Annotated in this window: 14 protein-coding genes; 11 read left to right on the top strand and 3 right to left on the bottom strand. The window is 41.5% G+C overall.

The features are described from left to right. The first annotated feature begins 170 nt into the window (after positions 1-170). The 5 genes from NSTC731_RS24530 to NSTC731_RS24510 all read left to right on the top strand — a co-directional run bounded on the left by NSTC731_RS24530 (position 171) and on the right by NSTC731_RS24510 (position 5,395). Positions 171-2,171, top strand: coding sequence for a nitrate ABC transporter ATP-binding protein (locus NSTC731_RS24530; protein ID WP_445627204.1), 2,001 nt, complete (start codon positions 171-173; stop codon positions 2,169-2,171). Positions 2,172-2,255: 84 nt separating this feature from the next. Next, positions 2,256-2,516 (top strand): hypothetical protein, encoded by a 261-nt coding sequence (locus NSTC731_RS24525; RefSeq protein WP_445627203.1) that lies wholly within the window; start codon positions 2,256-2,258, stop codon positions 2,514-2,516. A gap of 372 nt (positions 2,517-2,888) precedes the next feature. After that, positions 2,889-3,746, top strand: coding sequence for a nitrate ABC transporter ATP-binding protein (locus NSTC731_RS24520; RefSeq protein ID WP_445627202.1), 858 nt, complete (start codon positions 2,889-2,891; stop codon positions 3,744-3,746). A gap of 151 nt (positions 3,747-3,897) precedes the next feature. Further along, positions 3,898-4,380 (top strand): YbjN domain-containing protein, encoded by a 483-nt coding sequence (locus NSTC731_RS24515; protein WP_445627201.1) that lies wholly within the window; start codon positions 3,898-3,900, stop codon positions 4,378-4,380. Positions 4,381-5,044: 664 nt separating this feature from the next. Continuing rightward, positions 5,045-5,395, top strand: coding sequence for a hypothetical protein (locus NSTC731_RS24510; RefSeq protein WP_445627200.1), 351 nt, complete (start codon positions 5,045-5,047; stop codon positions 5,393-5,395). A 65-nt stretch (positions 5,396-5,460) separates the two neighbouring features. On the opposite strand, the gene NSTC731_RS24505 is transcribed toward NSTC731_RS24510, so the two are convergent. Beyond that, a complete protein-coding gene (locus NSTC731_RS24505) occupies positions 5,461-6,471 on the bottom strand; it encodes a cyanophycin synthetase (RefSeq protein ID WP_445627199.1) in 1,011 nt (336 codons plus the stop codon). Positions 6,472-7,068: 597 nt separating this feature from the next. On the opposite strand from NSTC731_RS24505, the gene NSTC731_RS24500 reads away from it, so the two are divergent. From NSTC731_RS24500 to NSTC731_RS24490, 3 genes are all read left to right on the top strand, one after another. Then, entirely contained in the window at positions 7,069-7,305 is a 237-nt protein-coding gene (locus tag NSTC731_RS24500) for a hypothetical protein (protein ID WP_322660092.1), read from the top strand. Positions 7,306-8,033: 728 nt separating this feature from the next. Further along, the gene (locus NSTC731_RS24495; protein ID WP_445627198.1) at positions 8,034-12,284 is read left to right on the top strand and encodes a PAS domain S-box protein; all 4,251 of its coding nucleotides are present in this window, start codon (positions 8,034-8,036) and stop codon (positions 12,282-12,284) included. After that, entirely contained in the window at positions 12,281-13,249 is a 969-nt protein-coding gene (locus NSTC731_RS24490) for a diguanylate cyclase domain-containing protein (RefSeq protein ID WP_445627197.1), read from the top strand. The genes NSTC731_RS24495 and NSTC731_RS24490 overlap by 4 nt, the downstream gene beginning before the upstream one ends. 186 nt (positions 13,250-13,435) lie before the next feature. On the opposite strand, the gene NSTC731_RS24485 is transcribed toward NSTC731_RS24490, so the two are convergent. Then, positions 13,436-14,572 (bottom strand): cob(I)yrinic acid a,c-diamide adenosyltransferase, encoded by a 1,137-nt coding sequence (locus NSTC731_RS24485; protein WP_094351432.1) that lies wholly within the window; start codon positions 14,570-14,572, stop codon positions 13,436-13,438. A gap of 238 nt (positions 14,573-14,810) precedes the next feature. Between NSTC731_RS24485 and fraC the strand changes: the two genes are divergently transcribed. The 3 genes from fraC to NSTC731_RS24470 all read left to right on the top strand — a co-directional run bounded on the left by fraC (position 14,811) and on the right by NSTC731_RS24470 (position 17,323). Further along, a complete protein-coding gene (gene fraC / locus NSTC731_RS24480) occupies positions 14,811-15,350 on the top strand; it encodes a filament integrity protein FraC (RefSeq protein ID WP_445627196.1) in 540 nt (179 codons plus the stop codon). A 60-nt stretch (positions 15,351-15,410) separates the two neighbouring features. After that, positions 15,411-16,418, top strand: a complete 1,008-nt coding sequence (gene fraD / locus NSTC731_RS24475) for a septal junction protein FraD (protein ID WP_445627195.1) — start codon at positions 15,411-15,413, stop codon at positions 16,416-16,418. Positions 16,419-16,543: 125 nt separating this feature from the next. Then, entirely contained in the window at positions 16,544-17,323 is a 780-nt protein-coding gene (locus tag NSTC731_RS24470; protein WP_445627194.1) for an ABC transporter permease, read from the top strand. A gap of 469 nt (positions 17,324-17,792) precedes the next feature. Here NSTC731_RS24470 and NSTC731_RS24465 read toward each other — a convergent pair whose 3' ends face one another. After that, entirely contained in the window at positions 17,793-17,978 is a 186-nt protein-coding gene (locus NSTC731_RS24465) for a hypothetical protein (protein WP_445627193.1), read from the bottom strand. Between the last annotated feature and the right edge of the window lie 75 nt (positions 17,979-18,053).

The raw sequence follows: 18,053 nt of genomic DNA, 5'->3' as shown, positions 1-18,053 counted from the left end.
CATAGGGCATGGGGAATGGGAACTAAGAAAGATTTTTCCAATCCTTAATCCCCAATCATCTCTAATCTTCAATGCCCAATGCCCAATGCCCAATGCCCAATGCCCAATGCCCAATGCCCAATGCCCAATGCCCAATGCCCAAATACCAAATACCAAATACCAAATATCTTATGTTTGTAGCTGTTGACCAAATTGATAAAGTTTTTGAATTAACTGGTGGTGGCAAATATATCGCCCTCAAAGGAATCGACCTCCAAATTAAAAAAGGAGAATTTGTCTCTCTAATTGGTCACTCCGGTTGCGGTAAATCCACACTCTTAAATATGATTGCAGGTTTGGATTTGCCAACTGAAGGTATTGTCACTCTTGAAGGGCAAAGAATCACCAAACCCGGCCCAGACAGGATGGTGGTGTTCCAAAACTATTCGCTATTACCTTGGCGGACGGTAAGAGAAAATATTGCCCTCGCTGTGGACTCAGTAATGAAAGGTTCACCCGCAGCCGAACGCAACGCCATTGTCGAAAAACATATTAATATGGTGGGTTTGCGTCCCCATGCTGACAAACAGCCGGGAATGTTATCAGGCGGACAAAAGCAGCGAGTTGCGATCGCCCGCGCCTTAGCGATTCGTCCCAAATTACTCTTGCTAGATGAACCCTTTGGTGCATTGGATGCACTCACACGCGGCAATTTGCAAGAACAATTGATGCAAATTTGCGAAGAAAATGAAGTCACTGCGGTGATGGTGACACATGATGTCGATGAAGCCGTGCTGTTATCTGACAGAATCGTGATGTTAACCAACGGCCCCGAATCTAAAATCGGCGACATTCTAGAAGTGGATATTCCCAGACCCCGCAAGCGGATGGAAGTAGTAGAACATCCCAGCTACTACAGCTTGCGGAGTGAGATGATTTACTTCCTCAATCAGCAGAAACGGATTAAGAAAATTCGGGCGCGGAAAACTGCTGACATTGCCCGTCATGGATTAGAAAAAGTTAACTTAGAAATTGGCTTTTTACCTCTGACAGCTTGCGCCCCCTTAGCAGTTGCTAAAGAAAAAGGCTTCTTTCTCAAACATGGTTTAGATGAAGTTAACCTGGTGCGGGAAAGTAGCTGGCGGGGTATAGAAGATGGCATCAGTGGTGGTTATTTGGATGCGGCTCAAATGCCTTCAGGGATGCCGATGTGGCTTTCTTTGGGAGGACATAATAACCAACCTTTGCCCGTTGTCACCGCCCTCACCATGACTCGCAACGGTAACGCCATCACCTTAGCAAAACGCTTTTACGACCAAGGCATACAAACCTTATCCGATTTCAGAAATCACCTGATTCTTACCCACGACCAACGGCACACAATGGGGGTAGTGCATCCCGCTTCTATGCACAACTTGCTGTTGCGTTACTGGCTAGCGGCTGGAGGAATTGACCCCGATAGCGATGTGGACATGAAGACCATTCCGCCAGCGCAGATGGTAGCTGACTTAAAAGCCGCAAGCATTGATGGTTACTGCGTCGGCGAACCTTGGAACTACCGCGCTGCTGTGGAAAATGTCGGCTTTACTATTGCTACCGATTTAGAAGTTTGGCTGGGACACCCCGGTAAAGTTCTTGGTGTGCGGGAAGATTGGGCAGAAAATTATCCAAATACGCATATTGCCTTAACCAAAGCTTTGTTAGAAGCTTGCGTGTATTGTGCAAATCCCGAAAATGCCCAAGAAATTCGGCAAATTTTAGCAGGGCGAGAGTATGTCAGCACTGATTTAGAATACATTCAACTCGAAGATCCAGATAATCTCACCTGTGACTTAGACCATCCGTTGCGGGACTATGCCCATCACCAGTTTTATTCTGAGTCTGCCATTAACCGCCCCAGCCGTACCGAACAAATTTGGATTATGAGTCAATTGGCGCGTTGGGGTGACACTCCCTTCCCCAGAAATTGGGTAGAAGTTGTGGAACGGGTGTGTCGCGTGCGTGTTTTCAGCACCGCCGCACGAGAATTAGGTTTGGATATTAGCTATATTCGCCAACCGATTCAACTGTTCGATGGTACTCCCTTTAACGCCGACGATCCGATCGCATATCTCAACAGCTTGAAAATTAAACGTGATTTTTCAGTCGCGGAAGTTGTTCTCGATGCACCAAGAAGAAGACTCGCATCATAAAAGAATCGTGAGAGAAAGAGGGAGTGGGAGAAATAGGATATCACGCGCGAACCTCTGAACTCCGTCAACGAGTATTTGAACCGGATGAATCCACCTTTGATCTCCGTTAACGAGTATTTGAACTGGATGAATCCACCTTTTATCTCCGTTAATGAGTCTTTGAACTGGATGAATCCACCTTTGATCTCCGTTAACGAGTCTTTGAACTGGATGAATCCACCTTTGATCTCCGTTAACGAGTCTTTGAACTGGATGAATCCACCTTTGATCTCCGTTAACGAGTCTTTGAACTGGATGAATCCATCTTTGATCTCCGTTAACAATCTGACTTTTTACATCATCTGAAAAAACCAGCAAAAGACCTAACCCCCATCCCCTTCTCTTGTAGGGAAGGGCGAAAATTCAAAGCCCTTTCTACACACAAATCGAATTACCCCCCTTAATCCCCCCGATGTATTGGGGGGAAAAAAGAAATCTAGTTCCCTCCCCTTTACAAGTAGTGTTAAACCCTAAGTCATCAGCCATTATTTCACTCAGCTAAGGGGAAAAAGAAATCTAGTTCCCTCCCCTTTATAAGGGGAGGGTTAGGGTGGGGTAAAACCCTGGTTAATCAGCTATTTCAGACTTGTGTGTAGTAGCCCTTAGACGAAGAAAGGTCAGAATATTCATTTTTGCATCCCGTACATTTAGCTTTTTAATCCCCAAATACCAAATACCATGCAAAACCGTAACTCAACAGCTACAAGCACACTAGGAAAACCATTCGTCAGTGCAACCACCAACCGCAGACCTTTTCTAGAAATTAAAGACGTTACCAAAGTTTATCCGACAAAGAAAGGCCCCTTTACCGTACTCGACGGCGTTAACCTCAACGTAGAACAAGGCGAGTTTATTTGCGTCATCGGTCACTCTGGCTGCGGCAAATCGACATTGTTAAATATGGTATCCGGTTTTAACTTTCCCACCTCCGGGCAAGTCTTACTCGAAGGAGAACCCATTACCAAACCAGGCCCAGACAGGATGGTTGTCTTCCAAAACTATGCCCTGTTACCTTGGCGAACTGCTTTTGAAAATATCTACTTAGCTGTCAACGCCGTTTATCCAAATAAACCACAAGCTGAAAAAAGAGCGATCGTCCGCGATCATCTAGCAATGGTGGGACTGGCTGATGCAATGGAAAAGAAACCAATGCAAATGTCCGGCGGGATGAGACAAAGAGTTTCTATCGCCCGTGCTTTGGCGATTCGTCCGAAAGTCTTAATTTTAGATGAACCTTTTGGGGCGCTAGATGCCATCACCAAAGAAGAATTACAGGAAGAATTGCTCAAAATTTGGGGCGATAACCGTTGTACAGTGCTAATGATTACCCACGACATCGACGAGGCACTATTTTTAGCAGACAAATTGGTGATGATGACCAACGGCCCCCACGCGAAAATAGGTGAAGTTATGGAAATTCCCTTTTCTCGTCCGCGCGATCGCAGCCGCATCATGGAAGATCCCCAATACTACCAATTGCGTAACTATGCCCTAGACTTTCTCTTTAACCGCTTTGCCCATGATGACGTAGGTTGAGCGCGATCGTCATTCTCATTTTTGCAAAATAGTACCAGATGGTAGCCGGAAGAACCATGCAATCAGTAGGGGCAATTCATGGATTGCCCTTACAACTACGTCTACAAGTTATAAAGTATGTGTAGAGCGAGTATGTTGAGAAAAAATCTGTATGACCAGCTACCCAGAAACCCTAACTAGTAATAACGAATCCGTTAGTGATTTAATCGCCGAGACGACAAGCATTAACCATGTTGAGGTAATTGAAAATGTCATCGACTCTTTGGAACAAGATGATAGTGCTATGGTTAGCCACACTCCAGAGGGTGGTTATCTCTGGAAGTTTAAGTATGGAAGCGTGGAAGTATTTGTCCAACTCAACGGGACAACCGATGAAGACACAATAACGGTTTGGTCTGCGGTGCTAAATTTACCTGCCAAAGATGAACCTAAGTTGATGCGGTATCTTTTGGAGTTGAACTGCTCTAGTACTTTTGAAGCGCGTTTCGGTATTATTGAAAACCGAGTGGTTGTAATATCGACACGCACCTTAGCAGAGTTATCTCCTGGCGAAGTGTCTCGGCTAATTACCATTGTGGCAACGATCGCTGATAATAACGATGAAGCCTTACAAGCTGAATTTGGTGCGGCTTAAGGAATTTTAGATTTTGATTGGGCTATTGCTACATCCGATGTCTAGCAATCCGGTTTGGGTGAATCTGCAAAAACTTTTTTCTGTGTACCAATTAAAAAGCGCCTGGGAGTGTTGCCGTGTTTCCACCCCAGGCGCTTTTTATTTTTAACTTGCTCCTCACACAACTAAATAGTATCACTGCTTCAATCAAAAGCCGAGTCTAGTAAGTGACACTTTTAGAACTGACTGCTGAATTGACCCCATCTGCATTTAGGGTGCGATCGCTCAAATTATGGCAGTTTGCTTGACAGACTCGATGGCGTCCAGGTTATCTGTTGGCTTACTGATTTCATTACACAGCCGCTTTATTGCTAATCACCAGCCCTCAAAAGGTGAGTTAGGGAGAATCTAGGCTTTACAAGTCGTAACATAACTAATTAAATAATTATTAAAGATATATGCATCCTTTAATTAATGCCTGAAACTTTTTAGTAATCAATCAAACTCTCAAATAAATATTAGCACTCAATGCTTGTAAGTGCTAATTTATCGCTGAAGTTTAACGCCTATGATATAGCCCAAAACTGCACTTTCTGTAGATGCATTAGTTCCTTTCCAGATATTATTTTAGAAATAGAAAAAACTAAATATTTTCTGTAAGTAATATAAAATTGGGAGTAGTGGCATGAAATACACTTTTGATATTGTAGGAATATCTCCACTTTTGCAGTTTTTTAATCAGCAACAACAAAACGGGCAAAAACCACCCCACCAAGGTGTGGAATACTTGGGAATGCATACGTGTACGTTAGATACGTTTTTAGAATCGGTAGAATCAGTTCCAGCCAAGTGGGATTGGAATTTGGATCAAGTGGTAGATACCGTGATTAAGTTTTGGTTGAATAACTCAGACAGTATTCGTTATTGGAAAATGCGTTTAAATGATGCTGGTAAAGATAATTTACTAGTCACAAGGTTGGCGGATATAACCGCCTTACAAGCTGAATTTGAATCCCTATTAAATAAGGAGTGGTGAAGAAATCGTTAGAATTGCAAAAGAATTCCGGAGGGGAGCAATCTCTGCTTCGCCTCCAATCAAAATCAATTATTTATTCTGTTATTCTCGTTTTCAAGTATTTTGAGAACTTGGAGATATAAATTTTCGACTCTTTTCGTCTGAACTTCACCAAATGACGCATAGTGAGTTAAGCTAGGAGCGCCATTTACTTCAATAATTGTATAATCTTCCATTGGTGAGGTTATATCATTAGCAAGAATATCCACACCTGATAATCTCAATTCCATATCTTTTGTAATATTTACTGCTAATTTTTTAAAATCAGGATGGATATTGTCAGTGAAATCTATTGCCTCACCTCCAGTTGATAAATTTGCATTCTCTAAAAGATAGACTATATTATTTTTAGGTATAACATTACTAAAATTTAGCTTCCGTCTTCGCAAGTTTTTTTTGATTCTGTAATCTTCAAAATCTATAATTTCTTTTCTACCATTTTTGATAAAAGTTTCTTGCTTCTGTTCCATAAGTTGCAAAACAGTAGATTGACCATCTCCGATGATAAATAAAGGAATTCTTTGATATGCCGAAACTACTTTATCATCAAGTACTACAATTCTATAATCATTGCCATTATAGAATCGCTCAACAATAAATCCTGAGGCTTTTCGCAAGATTTTCTTAGCTACTTGATAATATTCTTGCTTATTGTGAACCTTGGTAACAAACATTCCTTGGCTAAGGTTAATCGGCTTGACAATTACAGGAAATCCCAACTCATGAGCATAATAAAATCCTGCATCTATATTTCTAGGATTAGCTATTTCTTCGCATAATTCGTCACTGAAAAACGTTTTCCCTTCAGTAACCTTATAGCCAAATTTATTCAGAAAAAAGTTTGAAACTGCTTTATCTTTAGCTATTGCTACTGAACCAAAAGAATTAATACTAAACCTGGTATTACGAAAAAATGTTTTATTGCCGTTTTTAAATGTAATCAATCCCATAAAAGTGCATTCTGGGTCTATTAAAACTGCTGCTTCTATTTCTGTTGCTATTTTTTTAATTATTGATGTTAAAAATGGTGTTTTCATTATCGATAACTAGAATTTCGTCGAAAAAATTTTAACTATTTTGTGACAATTAGTCAAGAATTTTCAATTTTAACAATTGCACTATTGTTTGTCCCTAAAACTCTAGTCAAAAACTGAAGGAAAATTAATTTTTGAATATTTCAATAAACTCTGAAAATTTAATTATTTTCAACTAACTATAAAAAATGTAAATGCCTGCAATGTAGCTTTACTAATCAGACTATAGAAAAATTAAGAGTGCGTACATTATTTATTTTCTCTTCAACTTGTAAATAGTATGTTTTCAGACATTAATGTTTGTTTTACCACTGATGCGGACTTTACTTATGTGTATACATACAAATAATGCAAACCCAAAAATTGCCAAACTTTCTGTTTGAACATTGTTGTGTCCTGGAAACAATTGCAAATTAAGGCTTTGAGACTCACTGCCACCTGAAAATTTCAACTTAATTGGTCTAAAATATAGCGCTCAGTGTTGACAATTTATTAATAATCGAATAACAAGGTGGCAGCAGCATTAAAAAAAGCGTTGGTGCATTCCTACCTAGAAACTAATTAAGGCCCTTCATTAAACTTCATACGGTTAAGATAATTATGCCAGAAAATACGGATAACAAAACTTCCCAATCAGACAATCAAACTATTGCGTATAAAGAACGCCTGAATTCTTGGGCGATCGCTCGTCAACTTCCTAATACGCAACGGGAAATTGTTGCTCGCTTCCGCAGCCGTTCTGATGCCGATGGCTATATGCGGCACCTTCCTCAAGAAATACCAGATGCTTCCTACATGGTTGTTTTTGATTGTCAACGCCAAGAAGCTGCAATTTAAAGTACAAGCAAATGGCATTAACCCTTGTTTTTAATCCAATATGCTTGGTTTAAGGGTTATTGGTCTTTCAAGACGCGATAAATCAAGACGCGATTTATCGCGTCTCTACAATCTGGTTTTGAATTTCCATTACCCTTTTCTTGCGATCGCAGGCGTAGTCTACTTAAAATTTGCGCGAACCACTATATTTAATTTGCTCTCCAGCGAGAGGCTTAGATCCCCGGCTTACTTCAAGAAGTTGGGGATCTTTTGGTTTCTAGTACCTTCTACCATCTCAATTAACGTGAGGGTATACTACAAAAAATTAACAGTTCTCATACTAATTTTCGGTGAAGCTGCACATTAGATTTCTTGCAGAAATCGGGTAAAGGTTAAGGGTTAAAGGGGAAAGGGATAGAATTAACATTCCCCTTTAACCTTTCCCCCTTTCCCTACAAGAGTGCAAAAAGCACTTTTGCCAACAGGTCTATTGTTTTGACCCTTGCCAACCTTACCAAGGAGATGTGCCGCAGGTGGTGGGATTTTTTACTATGCGTATTCATAAATAATTAGTATCAAAATAAATGTAATTATAATTAGAAATAATTAAGTTTTTCGGGCAATACATAAATATCTTGATATATTAACTAAAAATAAATTCCGTAAATTCCCCCTTGCTACTGATATTTTAGATTACTTAAAAGTAAAAGTTAGTGCAATAAGCCCTGAAAATTCTAGAGAGTTAATAAGTGGAAAAACAGCACCGATATTACTGGTTCAAAGCTGTGAGATTTTTTCGTCAACAAGAATTACTTGCCCTGTTGCTGGGGATTTTCTTCTCAATCTCTGTATTCCTACTCTGGCAGAGACTTTTAATCCAAAATCCGAGGTTATTAGCACAACTAGAATTGATTGCAGGGTTATTAGTTGTTATCACGCTGACATTATCAATTTATTTTGCCTTGGCAATGAATGCAAGAAACCAACAAATAACAGCAATCAATCAGGAGTTAACTCATAGGATTTTTGAACAGAAACAGGTAGAAATTGCCCTGATCGCCAGTGAAAATCGTTTGCGACAGTTGGTGGAAACTGTCAAAGTCATCCCTTGGGAATTGGACTTGAAAACTTGGCGATTTATTTACGTAGGGCCACAAGCGGTAGATTTGCTAAATTATCCGATCGCAGAGTGGTATGAGGAAAATTTTTGGGTTAATCATCTGCATCCAGATGACAAGGAAAATTCTGTTCGTTTTTGTCAAGAAGCAACTGCTAGGTGCGAAAATCACGAATTGGAATATCGGATGTTAGCTGCTGATGGGCGAGTTGTTTGGCTGCGAGACATTGTTAGTGTCGTTGAGGAAGCCGGAACTGCGATCAAGCTGAGGGGATTTATGTTTGACATTACTGATTTGAAACTGGTTGAAGAAACTTTGAGGCTGAGGGAAAGGGCACTTGCCGCTACCAGTAATGGAATTATGATTGCCGATGCCAGAATCGCCTACAATCCCATTATTTACGTCAACCCTGCCTTTGAGCAAATAACAGGCTACAGTGCTACTGATGTAATTGGGCAAAACTGTAGATTCTTGCAACGCACAGATACCCAGCAACCAGCACTTAATGAATTGCGCTCATCTATTCAAACTGGAACAAGTTGCAAAGTTGTTCTTCGCAACTATCGCAAAGACGGTACTTTGTTTTGGAATGAATTGAGTATTTCTCCGATTCATGATGACAATGGTGAGTTAAGCCACTTCATTGGTATTCAGAGAGATATTAGCGATGTCTACAATGAGCTTTGTTTACGCAAGCAAGCCGAAGCCAATCTACGTCGGCAAGCCCTCACCTTTGAAAATATGCATGATGGCGTAATTATCACAGATTTAACTGGAAGTATTATTGATTGGAATCCTGCTGCCGAAGGTATGTTTGGCTATACCAAAGCTGAGGTTTTAGCTAAACATCCCAGTATTTTGCATCAGCCGGAAGTAGCCGCAACATTAAGCGCCAACATTTTGTCAACAGTCACCCAGCAAGGACGCTGGTCAGGGGAAATACACTTTATTCGCAAAGATGGTAGTGAGGGAATTTGCGAAACAACCGTAGTCCCTCTACAGGATGAACAGGGGGAAACTGTTGCGACTGTCGGCATCAATCACGACATTACCGAACACAAACGAGCTAAAGAGGCACTGCAACGGCAATTGCATCGCACCCTACTACTTGAACAAATTACTCAAGAAATTCGTCAAAGCCTTGACACCACCAAAATCTTTAAGACGGCTGCTACCCAAATTGGACAAGCATTTGCAGCCGATCGCTGTCTAATCCACTCTTACATTAGTAACCCCACACCACAAATCCCTCTAGTAGCAGAATATAATACACTCCCTGGTTACTGCTCTGTATTGAAATTGGAAGTTCCCATGACTAACAATCCTCATGCCGAGCAGATGATCGCCCAAGAAAATGCGATCGCTTCTCCAAATGTCTACGTTGAGCCTTTACTGCAAATGGTTCAGCCTATTTGCCGAGAAATTGGGCTGAAGTCTATGCTGTCAATCCGCACTTCCTATCAAGGAGAACCCAATGGAGCGATCGGTTTACATCAGTGCAGCTATTTTCGTCAATGGACACAAGACGAAATCGAATTACTAGAAGCGGTGGCGGCTCAACTAGGTATTGCTTTAGCACAAGCTCACTTACTGGAACAAGAAACACGCCAACGTGAAGAACTTACTTTGAAAAACTTTGCTTTGGAGCAGGCAAAACGTCAAGCAGAAGCCGCAAATCGGGCAAAAAGTGAGTTTTTGGCGATGATGAGCCATGAAATTCGGACTCCGATGAATGCTGTTATTGCCATGACAGGTCTATTGCTGGATACTGACCTTACACCTCAACAGCAAGACTTTCTGGAAATAGTTCACAGTAGCGGAGATACTTTACTCACCATCATTAACGACATTCTAGATTTCTCCAAAATTGAATCGGGCAAACTGGAATTAGAAGAACAGCCTTTTAATTTGAGAGCTTGTGTGGAGGAGGCTATTTCCTTTTTAGCTCCGAAAGCTGCCCAAAAGGATATCGAACTAGTTTATCTGATCCAGCCCCAAGTTCCCATTGAGATCGTCGGTGATTTGACTCGTCTGCGCCAAGTTTTGATGAATCTTCTCAATAATGCTATCAAGTTTACCGAAACCGGAGAAGTATTACTCTCTGTTGAACTGGGGAGCAGGGGAGCAGGGGAGGCAGGAGAGCAGGGGAGGCAGGGGAGCAGGGGAGCAGGGGAGCACAGGAGAAGAAGTAGCAGTAAGTCTTTCCCCTCTGCCCCTCTGCCCCTCTGCCCCTCTGCCTCTTATGCCCAATCCCCGATACCTGTTGAAAAAGAACAACTTCTCTACGAAATTCAATTTGCAATCAAAGATACAGGTATTGGCATCGCACCAGAGAAAATAGAGCGATTATTTCAACCTTTCACTCAGGCTGATGTCTCCATGACTCGACGATACGGTGGCACAGGGCTAGGATTGGCGATTAGTAAGCGGCTCAGTAAGATGATGGGCGGCACTCTTTGGGTAGAAAGCCAGGGGTTTGTTGGTGGTAATTCTAGCCCTAGATGGGATAAGAGAAAATTATTATCATTTCCTGACTCTTCACCAGGTTCAACATTTTATTTCACCATTATTACCAAAGTGGCTGCTCAACCAGAACAAGCTGTAAGCACTTCAACCCTGCTTGCATCCAAGCGACTATTGATTGTGGATGATAATCTAACCAATCGCCAAATTCTTAGCTTGCAAGCTGAGTCTTGGAAGATGGAAACTTATGCTGCCAAATCTGGAAAAGAAGCTTTAGTTAAACTTGCTCAGGGAACGCAGTTTGATATAGCTATTTTAGATATGCAGATGCCAGAAATGGATGGCATAAACCTAGCTCGTCAAATCCGCAAGCAATCTGGTTGTCAAAATCTGCCTTTGGTAATTATGACCTCTTTAGCGAAAGTAAAAACTTCTTCTGACTTTAATGATGTCGAGTTTGCTGCTTCTTTGAGTAAACCCATCAAACACTCTCAACTCTACGATGTTATGACTCGTGTTTTGGGAAATCAGCCGATCCTCAACAGTATTTCTCATTTTCCTTTGGTAGATCGGCATTTGGGTCATCGACTGCCACTGCGAATTCTTTTGGCAGAGGACACGGTTGTTAATCAGAAAGTTGCTCTATTGATGCTACAGAAAATAGGTTATGGCGCAGAGGTCGTCAGCAATGGGCTAGAAGCGATCGCAGCTCTGCAAAAACAGCGATTTGACGTAGTGTTGATGGATGTTCAGATGCCCAAAATGGATGGTTTAGAAGCAACTCGGAGAATCTGTCAAGAATGGGGGGTGGGTTTTCGTCCCCATATCATCGCCATAACTGCCAATGCCATGCGGGGCGATCGCCAACTTTGTCTTGCCGCTGGTATGGATGACTACATTAGCAAACCCATTCAACTACAAGAGTTAGCTCAGGCACTCAGCAAATGTCCACCCCAAAGAAATTTTGAATTCACTTCCATCGAACAACAAGGGGAAGTAATGCGCCCAGAATTGCAACCTTCGTTAAATATCTTACAGTCAGGGCAAAACCAGACATTAAAAAGTACCAAAATTGATGCCAAAATCCTCCAATCCTTGCAGCTTATGCTTAGAGGAGATCGTGTGGCATTTGCTGAACTAATTGAGTGTTATCTTACAGAGACAGCCAGACTAGTGCAACATATCAGCACAGCGATTGCAAGTCAGGATATCCAAACTATATGGAAGACAGCACACAAACTCAAGTCCAGCAGCGCTTCTATTGGAGCGATCGCCTTGGCACAAGTTTGCAAGGTGTTAGAAGTACAGGCACGCAGCAGTAACTTAGAAAACAATTTAGAATTACTTTCACTACTGTATCAGGAATATGAACAAGTTAAAACTGCCTTAGAAAAAGAACTCGCGAAGGAAGCACTATGAAAGCCACTGCTCAAGAAAGCCAATCTTTAGTTTTAATTGTTGATGATGAACCTTTTATTCGCTTGATACTGCGGCATTTCTTAGAGCGGGAAGGCTATCAAATAGTGGAAGCTCAAAATGGCATAGAGGCAATAAATCTTTTTAACCAACTGCACCCTGATATAGTACTCCTTGATGCCATAATGCCGGATATGGATGGATTCGAGTGTTGCACTCAGTTGGAACTTCTGGATTATAACAAGCATACTCCAGTTTTAATGATTACAGGACTTGAAGATCAAGAGTCAGTTGACCGTGCATTTGCAGTGGGAGCAATGGATTTTGTTACCAAACCGATTCACTGGCCAGTTTTGCGACAACGGGTAAAACGCTTGATTCAGCAATCTCAGTTACAGCAAAAACTAGAAGCCGTAAATCTGGAATTGCAGCGATTAGTTACTATCGATGGATTAACTCAAGTAGCCAATCGCCGACGGTTTGAAGAGTATTTTTCCCAAGAGTGGCAGCGTCTAAAACGCGAGCAACGTCCGCTTTCTCTGATTCTTTGCGATGTTGATTTTTTCAAATTATATAATGATACCTATGGTCATCGGGTAGGCGATCGCTGTCTTCAGAAAATTGCCCAAGCTATCAAAGACATTATTAAACGTCCCGGAGATTTAGTTGCCCGTTATGGTGGGGAAGAATTTGCTGTGATTTTACCAAACACAGACACCGAGGGGGCGACTCATGTTGCCGACCAAATTTGTCGTGCTGTCCAAACATTAGCAATTCCTCATCAAAATTCCCAAGTTAGTTCTCATGTAACTATTAGTGTTGGGTTTACAACAGAAATTCCTCAGCCAGATTCTGATTTAGAAGAAATGATTGCCGCAGCCGATCGAGCGTTATATCAAGCAAAGGCAACAGGACGCGATCGCTTTGTGCAAAATATTCTACTACCCGAAAGTACAAATTTACGCTAATGTGTCAACATTCAGTTATCTGCCCAATGCCCTTCAGGAGTGCTCAGTGCTGTTAGCGGAAGCGGGGCGTTTAGCCCGTGCTGAGTTGTGAATCTCACTCACTTATTTACTCGGAACTCAGAACTGTTTCGCCCAATGCCCCATTCCCCATTCCCCATTCCCCATTCCCCATGCCCCATTCCCCATTTAAAAATCTACCCCTCGTTTAAGTTCTACACCTTGATTAGCATAGTGTTTGTGGCAATAAACCTCTGAGTGAACGCTAGCCAAATCAAAGTACGCGGGTGGATTTTGGCAGCGGCCAGTGATAATAATTTCGGTGTCGCGGGGTTTGCGGAGTAAAGCTTGGACAATGGGTTCAACGGGGAGTAATTCTAAGTCAACGGTGGGATTGAGTTCATCGAGAATAATAGTTTTATACAATCCAGAAGCGATCGCAACTTTGGCAATTTCCCAACCTCGTTCGGCTTCTACATAATCTAATTCTTGCCGGGAATTTCGCCAGACGATCGCATCTCCACCGCAACGCTGATGATCTACCACTTCTGGATACGACTGCTGCAAAGCGGCGATCGCGGCGTCTTCTGTGTAGCCAGTACCACCTTTAAGCCACTGCATAATCAATACACGGGTAGACCCTGGATGGTTAATTCCTCTACCAATTGCCTGTAAGGCTTTGCCCAAAGCACTAGTAGATTTACCTTTACCAGCACCAGTATAAATTTCAATCCCTTCCAGGAAGAGGGCTTTGGCTGTTGGGTGGTGATGAGGTTTCATTTCTGAGTGCAAATCTGCAATATCGAGCAATTTTTGCGGTGCGGCGCGTCCAGTGGCGATGATTTCCAACTCTTGGGGTTTAGATTTTAATGTCTTTACGACTTCATCCACTGGTAGCAAACCCAAATCCAGAACTGGGTTAATTTCATCTAAGACGACAACTGAATACAAACCACTAGCGATCGCACCTTTGGCGACATCCCAACCCCGCATTGCTTCGTCTCGGTCAAAAGTGGTAATTTCTTCTGGCCCAAAAAATTCCGCTCTCCCGGTGCGAACCTGGTCAATTAAATGGGGAAACCCGCGCTGTAAAGCTGCGATCGCGCCATCTTCGTCATAATCACGTTCTGGCCCTTTTAAAAATCGCAGCAGTAAAACACGATTAGAATTGCTAGGCGTATTTATTCCCAAGCCAATGGAGCGCAAAACCACCCCCAAAGCCGCTTGAGATTTACCTTTACCCAGACCATCGTAGACGTGAATTTGACCAATAAGCCGTTCTTGACGCACTTGCGCCGTCCGAATTCCAATACCGTTCCTTGTCATCTCTGGAAAAGCTATAACTATGGCAGTCTTTAATCTTACCTAACCTCTTGTACTCTCAGGTAGAGAAACTGCCCCTCTAACGCCTCTGTACAAGGGTTAGTTCGATCTATTAACAATCTCAATAGAGGAATACTGGCACACTCGCATAGTAAAGGACAAGAACAATGGGATAATTTCCCCCATCACCCTTACTATCCCAGTTATACTCACTACAGTTAACCCTTACCCTTAAACATTTATGCTTGACAATTGGATGCTTCCCAGGGTTTTTCCCATTGGTGGATTTCTGTTTGACTTTTTATTTGTACTGATTGCTATCCCCATCGAAGCTTATGTTTTGCATTCTCGACTAAAATTTGACAAAAAAACCAGTACTTTTTATGCAATTTCTATCAATCTGTTTTCTAGCGTAATTGGTTGGTTCATATTTTTTGTATCAGAACCAATGTTACCAATACAGGTGAAATCAGAATTAATTAACTATGTATTTTTTAATAATTTCAAATCGACGAACACACAACCTTTTATTATTTTAACTGCTTGTATAATTTTTTTTACTACGTTTTTGATGAAATTTTTCATTTTAAGGGTCTTGTTATTCTCATTAAATGAATCATTTGTGACAAAGGAAGAAGAACCTAAAACATCTCAGCGCTTGCAACGGCGTCGTTTTATCACTCTGAATTTCCAAAATACTAATTTGGTTACTACTGTACTAATAGCAAATTCTCTAAGCTATACTGCAATAACTATTATTTTATTATTTCGTTCAAAATAGCAATAAACTACTTGTTTATTTCAGAGGAAAAATATTGATTAATCAGGTGTACGGAGGAATATGAATACGCTACTAAAAGATTTCTTTGGGGCTTTTAAATTTGTTGAAGGGCTTTATGCAGGAATTAGAAAAATATTAGTTCCACCCAAAGCTTATTCTTGGCAGACATTTATTTATTTGAGTATTTTTTCTTGGGTACTTTCATATTGTGCTACAGGTTATATCAAAGATATAATTGCCTTTTTCGGTTGGTTATTTTTAATTGCCGGCACAGCTTGGTATACAACTGAAGATCCTTTGAGGGTTCCTGGTACTTTTATGCCAGTCGGGGCAGTAATCACTGGATTCTTAGTGAGTGTTTTTGCATTTGGAGATCAACGAGATGTAATTACACCCAGAACAATTGTTTTTTGGCCGACAATTTCAGCACTAATTACGGCAATACCAGAGTTTATTGAAGGAAATGATACTGATGCAAAAGCTCGCATTCCTAAACCACAAGATCGCCAAAGAATCATAATTTTGGTTGCTAGTAGTATGCTGCTAAGTTGCTGGATTCAGTTTCACTTTGTGACGGATAATTGGTTACGACAATATCCCAGTTTGCAGGCAGATACTTTTAAACATAGTACCTTTGTTCCTAGAACAGAAGAATTAGTAAAAATTCCCCGAAACGGCGTTGTCATTCTCCAGAGACTTCAACCAATAGTAGTAGATCAAATAGCCCAAAGACCTTGGTCAGAAGTAGAAAAATGGTTGCTAGATGCGAAACAGCGGGTAGGAAATCTGGGCAGGGAAATCATTAAAAAGAACCTGAGTAAATATGAAGAGAAGGAACTATGGCGCGTTGAACCGCGTGTAGCTAATACTAAGTCTGGATATATATTAGATTTATTAAGTATTTGGATAGGCCCGAGTTCTAACCCACGGGGCTATTACTTAAAAAAATCTTGTCGCATTGAACCAGTTGCAACAGGTACTAATTCCGAGAATAAGATTACAGTTGCAGAAATCGAATGCGATCGCGCCAGTAAATTAATTTCTGGTTCACCGCCTCCGCAGCAGTGACGAGTGGGGCAGGAGGGCAGGGGAGCAGAGGGGCAGAGGAGCATACTTCGACTGCGCTCAGTAACCGGAGGAGCAGGGGAAGAATAACTAATGACGAATGACAAATGACAAATGACAAATGACCAATGACTATTAACAGAATTTTTGTATTGGCAAAGAATGTGTTTCAGGAAGTGGTACGCGATCGCATCCTATATATTATTGGTTTTTATGCGCTAGTACTCGCTACTGCCTTCCGCGTCCTTCCTGAATTTGCAGCTACAGCTGAAGATAAAATGTTTTTAGACTTTGGGATGACGGCGATGAATGCCATCGGGTTAATTATTACGATATTTATTGGTACGGGACTAATTAATAAAGAAATTGAAAAACGCACTATTTTAGTATTAATTGCTAAACCCGTTAGTCGCAGCGAAATTATCGTCGGCAAATACTTGGGTTTATCCGCAGTCCTAGCTGTGCTTGTCGCCACGATGACAGTAATTTATCTGCTATTTCTGCAAATTGGTAATATTCCTCATCCTACAGCAAGCATTCTAATTGCTGCAATTTTCTTATTTTTGCAGTTGTCATTAATTACTGCTGTGGCTATTACCTTTGGTGTTTTTACTGCTTCTCTGCTAGCGACTATTTTAACCTTTGCGGTATATTTAATCGGAAATATTACTCAAGATTTAGTACAACTGGGTCGTCTGAGCCGTAACCCTGGTATGGAACGTCTAACTCAAGCTTTGTTTCTTTTCTTGCCAGATTTATCTCGATTAGATTTGAAAAATGATGCCGTTTATGGTCTGCAAGCACTACCTGACACTACTGCACTGATTATGAATGCTAGTTATGGCTTACTTTATAGTGCCATGTTGTTAGCGATCGCTATTGCAATCTTTTCACAACGTGAATTTTAGACATTGGGCATTGGGCATTTGTCATTGGGCATTGGTCATTTGTCATTTGTCATTGGTTATTAATTCGTAAAGATTCAGGTCTAATATTTAGAAAGTAGAGATGGGGGAGTACAGATAATTATTAGAATCAGCCAGTAGTGCTTGTACAAAAAAATCAATAATAGACTTGCCTTGACGACGACAAGTCTGCACCACCGTCAATAAATCGCTAACCTTCCAAATCGAAGATCTCCCTACAGGACAACTAGCCGAAGCTCAAATCACCAAATTCGACTCCTTTGGTCGCCCTAACGGCGGCACAATCCTCATCGACGACGACGCCAACGGTATCGGATGGTTCATCGACCCCACACCCCTAGACAACAGCGAATTCACCCAAACCCTCACCGATACAGCCTTCTGCGCCACTACAGGCGATGCATTCGGCAAATACGACCTGCTCACCAGCATCCTGCACGAAATGGGACACCTAGCAGGCATCATCAACGGCTACAGCTAATTTGACCGCCACATCCAAACCGTCAACGGCTCCAAATTCTTCCGAGGCGACAACTTCACCGCCACCCTTACCCCCGATGGTAGTAGTTTTGTAGGTTGGGTGCAGCGATAGCGTAACCCAACATAAATCAGGTAGTAATGTTGGGTTGCGTTTCATTCCACCCAACCTACATAAATACAGCACTTTGTGTAACGGTTTGGTACAGTAGTTGAGAAGATAAAAGTAAAAAAT

It is taken from the genome of Nostoc sp. DSM 114167 (assembly GCF_052692655.1).
The sequence above is the reverse complement of the archived record's forward strand: the minus strand, read 5'-3'. Positions and strand labels throughout refer to the sequence as shown.

Bases quoted from the DNA above. Each gene is read 5' to 3' on its own strand.
- NSTC731_RS24530 (WP_445627204.1), top strand. From the start codon at position 171: ATGTTTGTAGCTGTTGACCAAATTGATAAAGTTTTTGAATTAACTGGT.
- NSTC731_RS24525 (WP_445627203.1), top strand. From the start codon at position 2,256: ATGAATCCACCTTTGATCTCCGTTAACGAGTATTTGAACTGGATGAAT.
- NSTC731_RS24520 (WP_445627202.1), top strand. From the start codon at position 2,889: ATGCAAAACCGTAACTCAACAGCTACAAGCACACTAGGAAAACCATTC.
- NSTC731_RS24515 (WP_445627201.1), top strand. From the start codon at position 3,898: ATGACCAGCTACCCAGAAACCCTAACTAGTAATAACGAATCCGTTAGT.
- NSTC731_RS24510 (WP_445627200.1), top strand. From the start codon at position 5,045: ATGAAATACACTTTTGATATTGTAGGAATATCTCCACTTTTGCAGTTT.
- NSTC731_RS24505 (WP_445627199.1), bottom strand. From the start codon at position 6,471: ATGAAAACACCATTTTTAACATCAATAATTAAAAAAATAGCAACAGAA.
- NSTC731_RS24500 (WP_322660092.1), top strand. From the start codon at position 7,069: ATGCCAGAAAATACGGATAACAAAACTTCCCAATCAGACAATCAAACT.
- NSTC731_RS24490 (WP_445627197.1), top strand. From the start codon at position 12,281: ATGAAAGCCACTGCTCAAGAAAGCCAATCTTTAGTTTTAATTGTTGAT.
- NSTC731_RS24485 (WP_094351432.1), bottom strand. From the start codon at position 14,572: ATGACAAGGAACGGTATTGGAATTCGGACGGCGCAAGTGCGTCAAGAA.
- fraC (WP_445627196.1), top strand. From the start codon at position 14,811: ATGCTTGACAATTGGATGCTTCCCAGGGTTTTTCCCATTGGTGGATTT.
- fraD (WP_445627195.1), top strand. From the start codon at position 15,411: ATGAATACGCTACTAAAAGATTTCTTTGGGGCTTTTAAATTTGTTGAA.
- NSTC731_RS24470 (WP_445627194.1), top strand. From the start codon at position 16,544: ATGACTATTAACAGAATTTTTGTATTGGCAAAGAATGTGTTTCAGGAA.
- NSTC731_RS24465 (WP_445627193.1), bottom strand. From the start codon at position 17,978: ATGAAACGCAACCCAACATTACTACCTGATTTATGTTGGGTTACGCTA.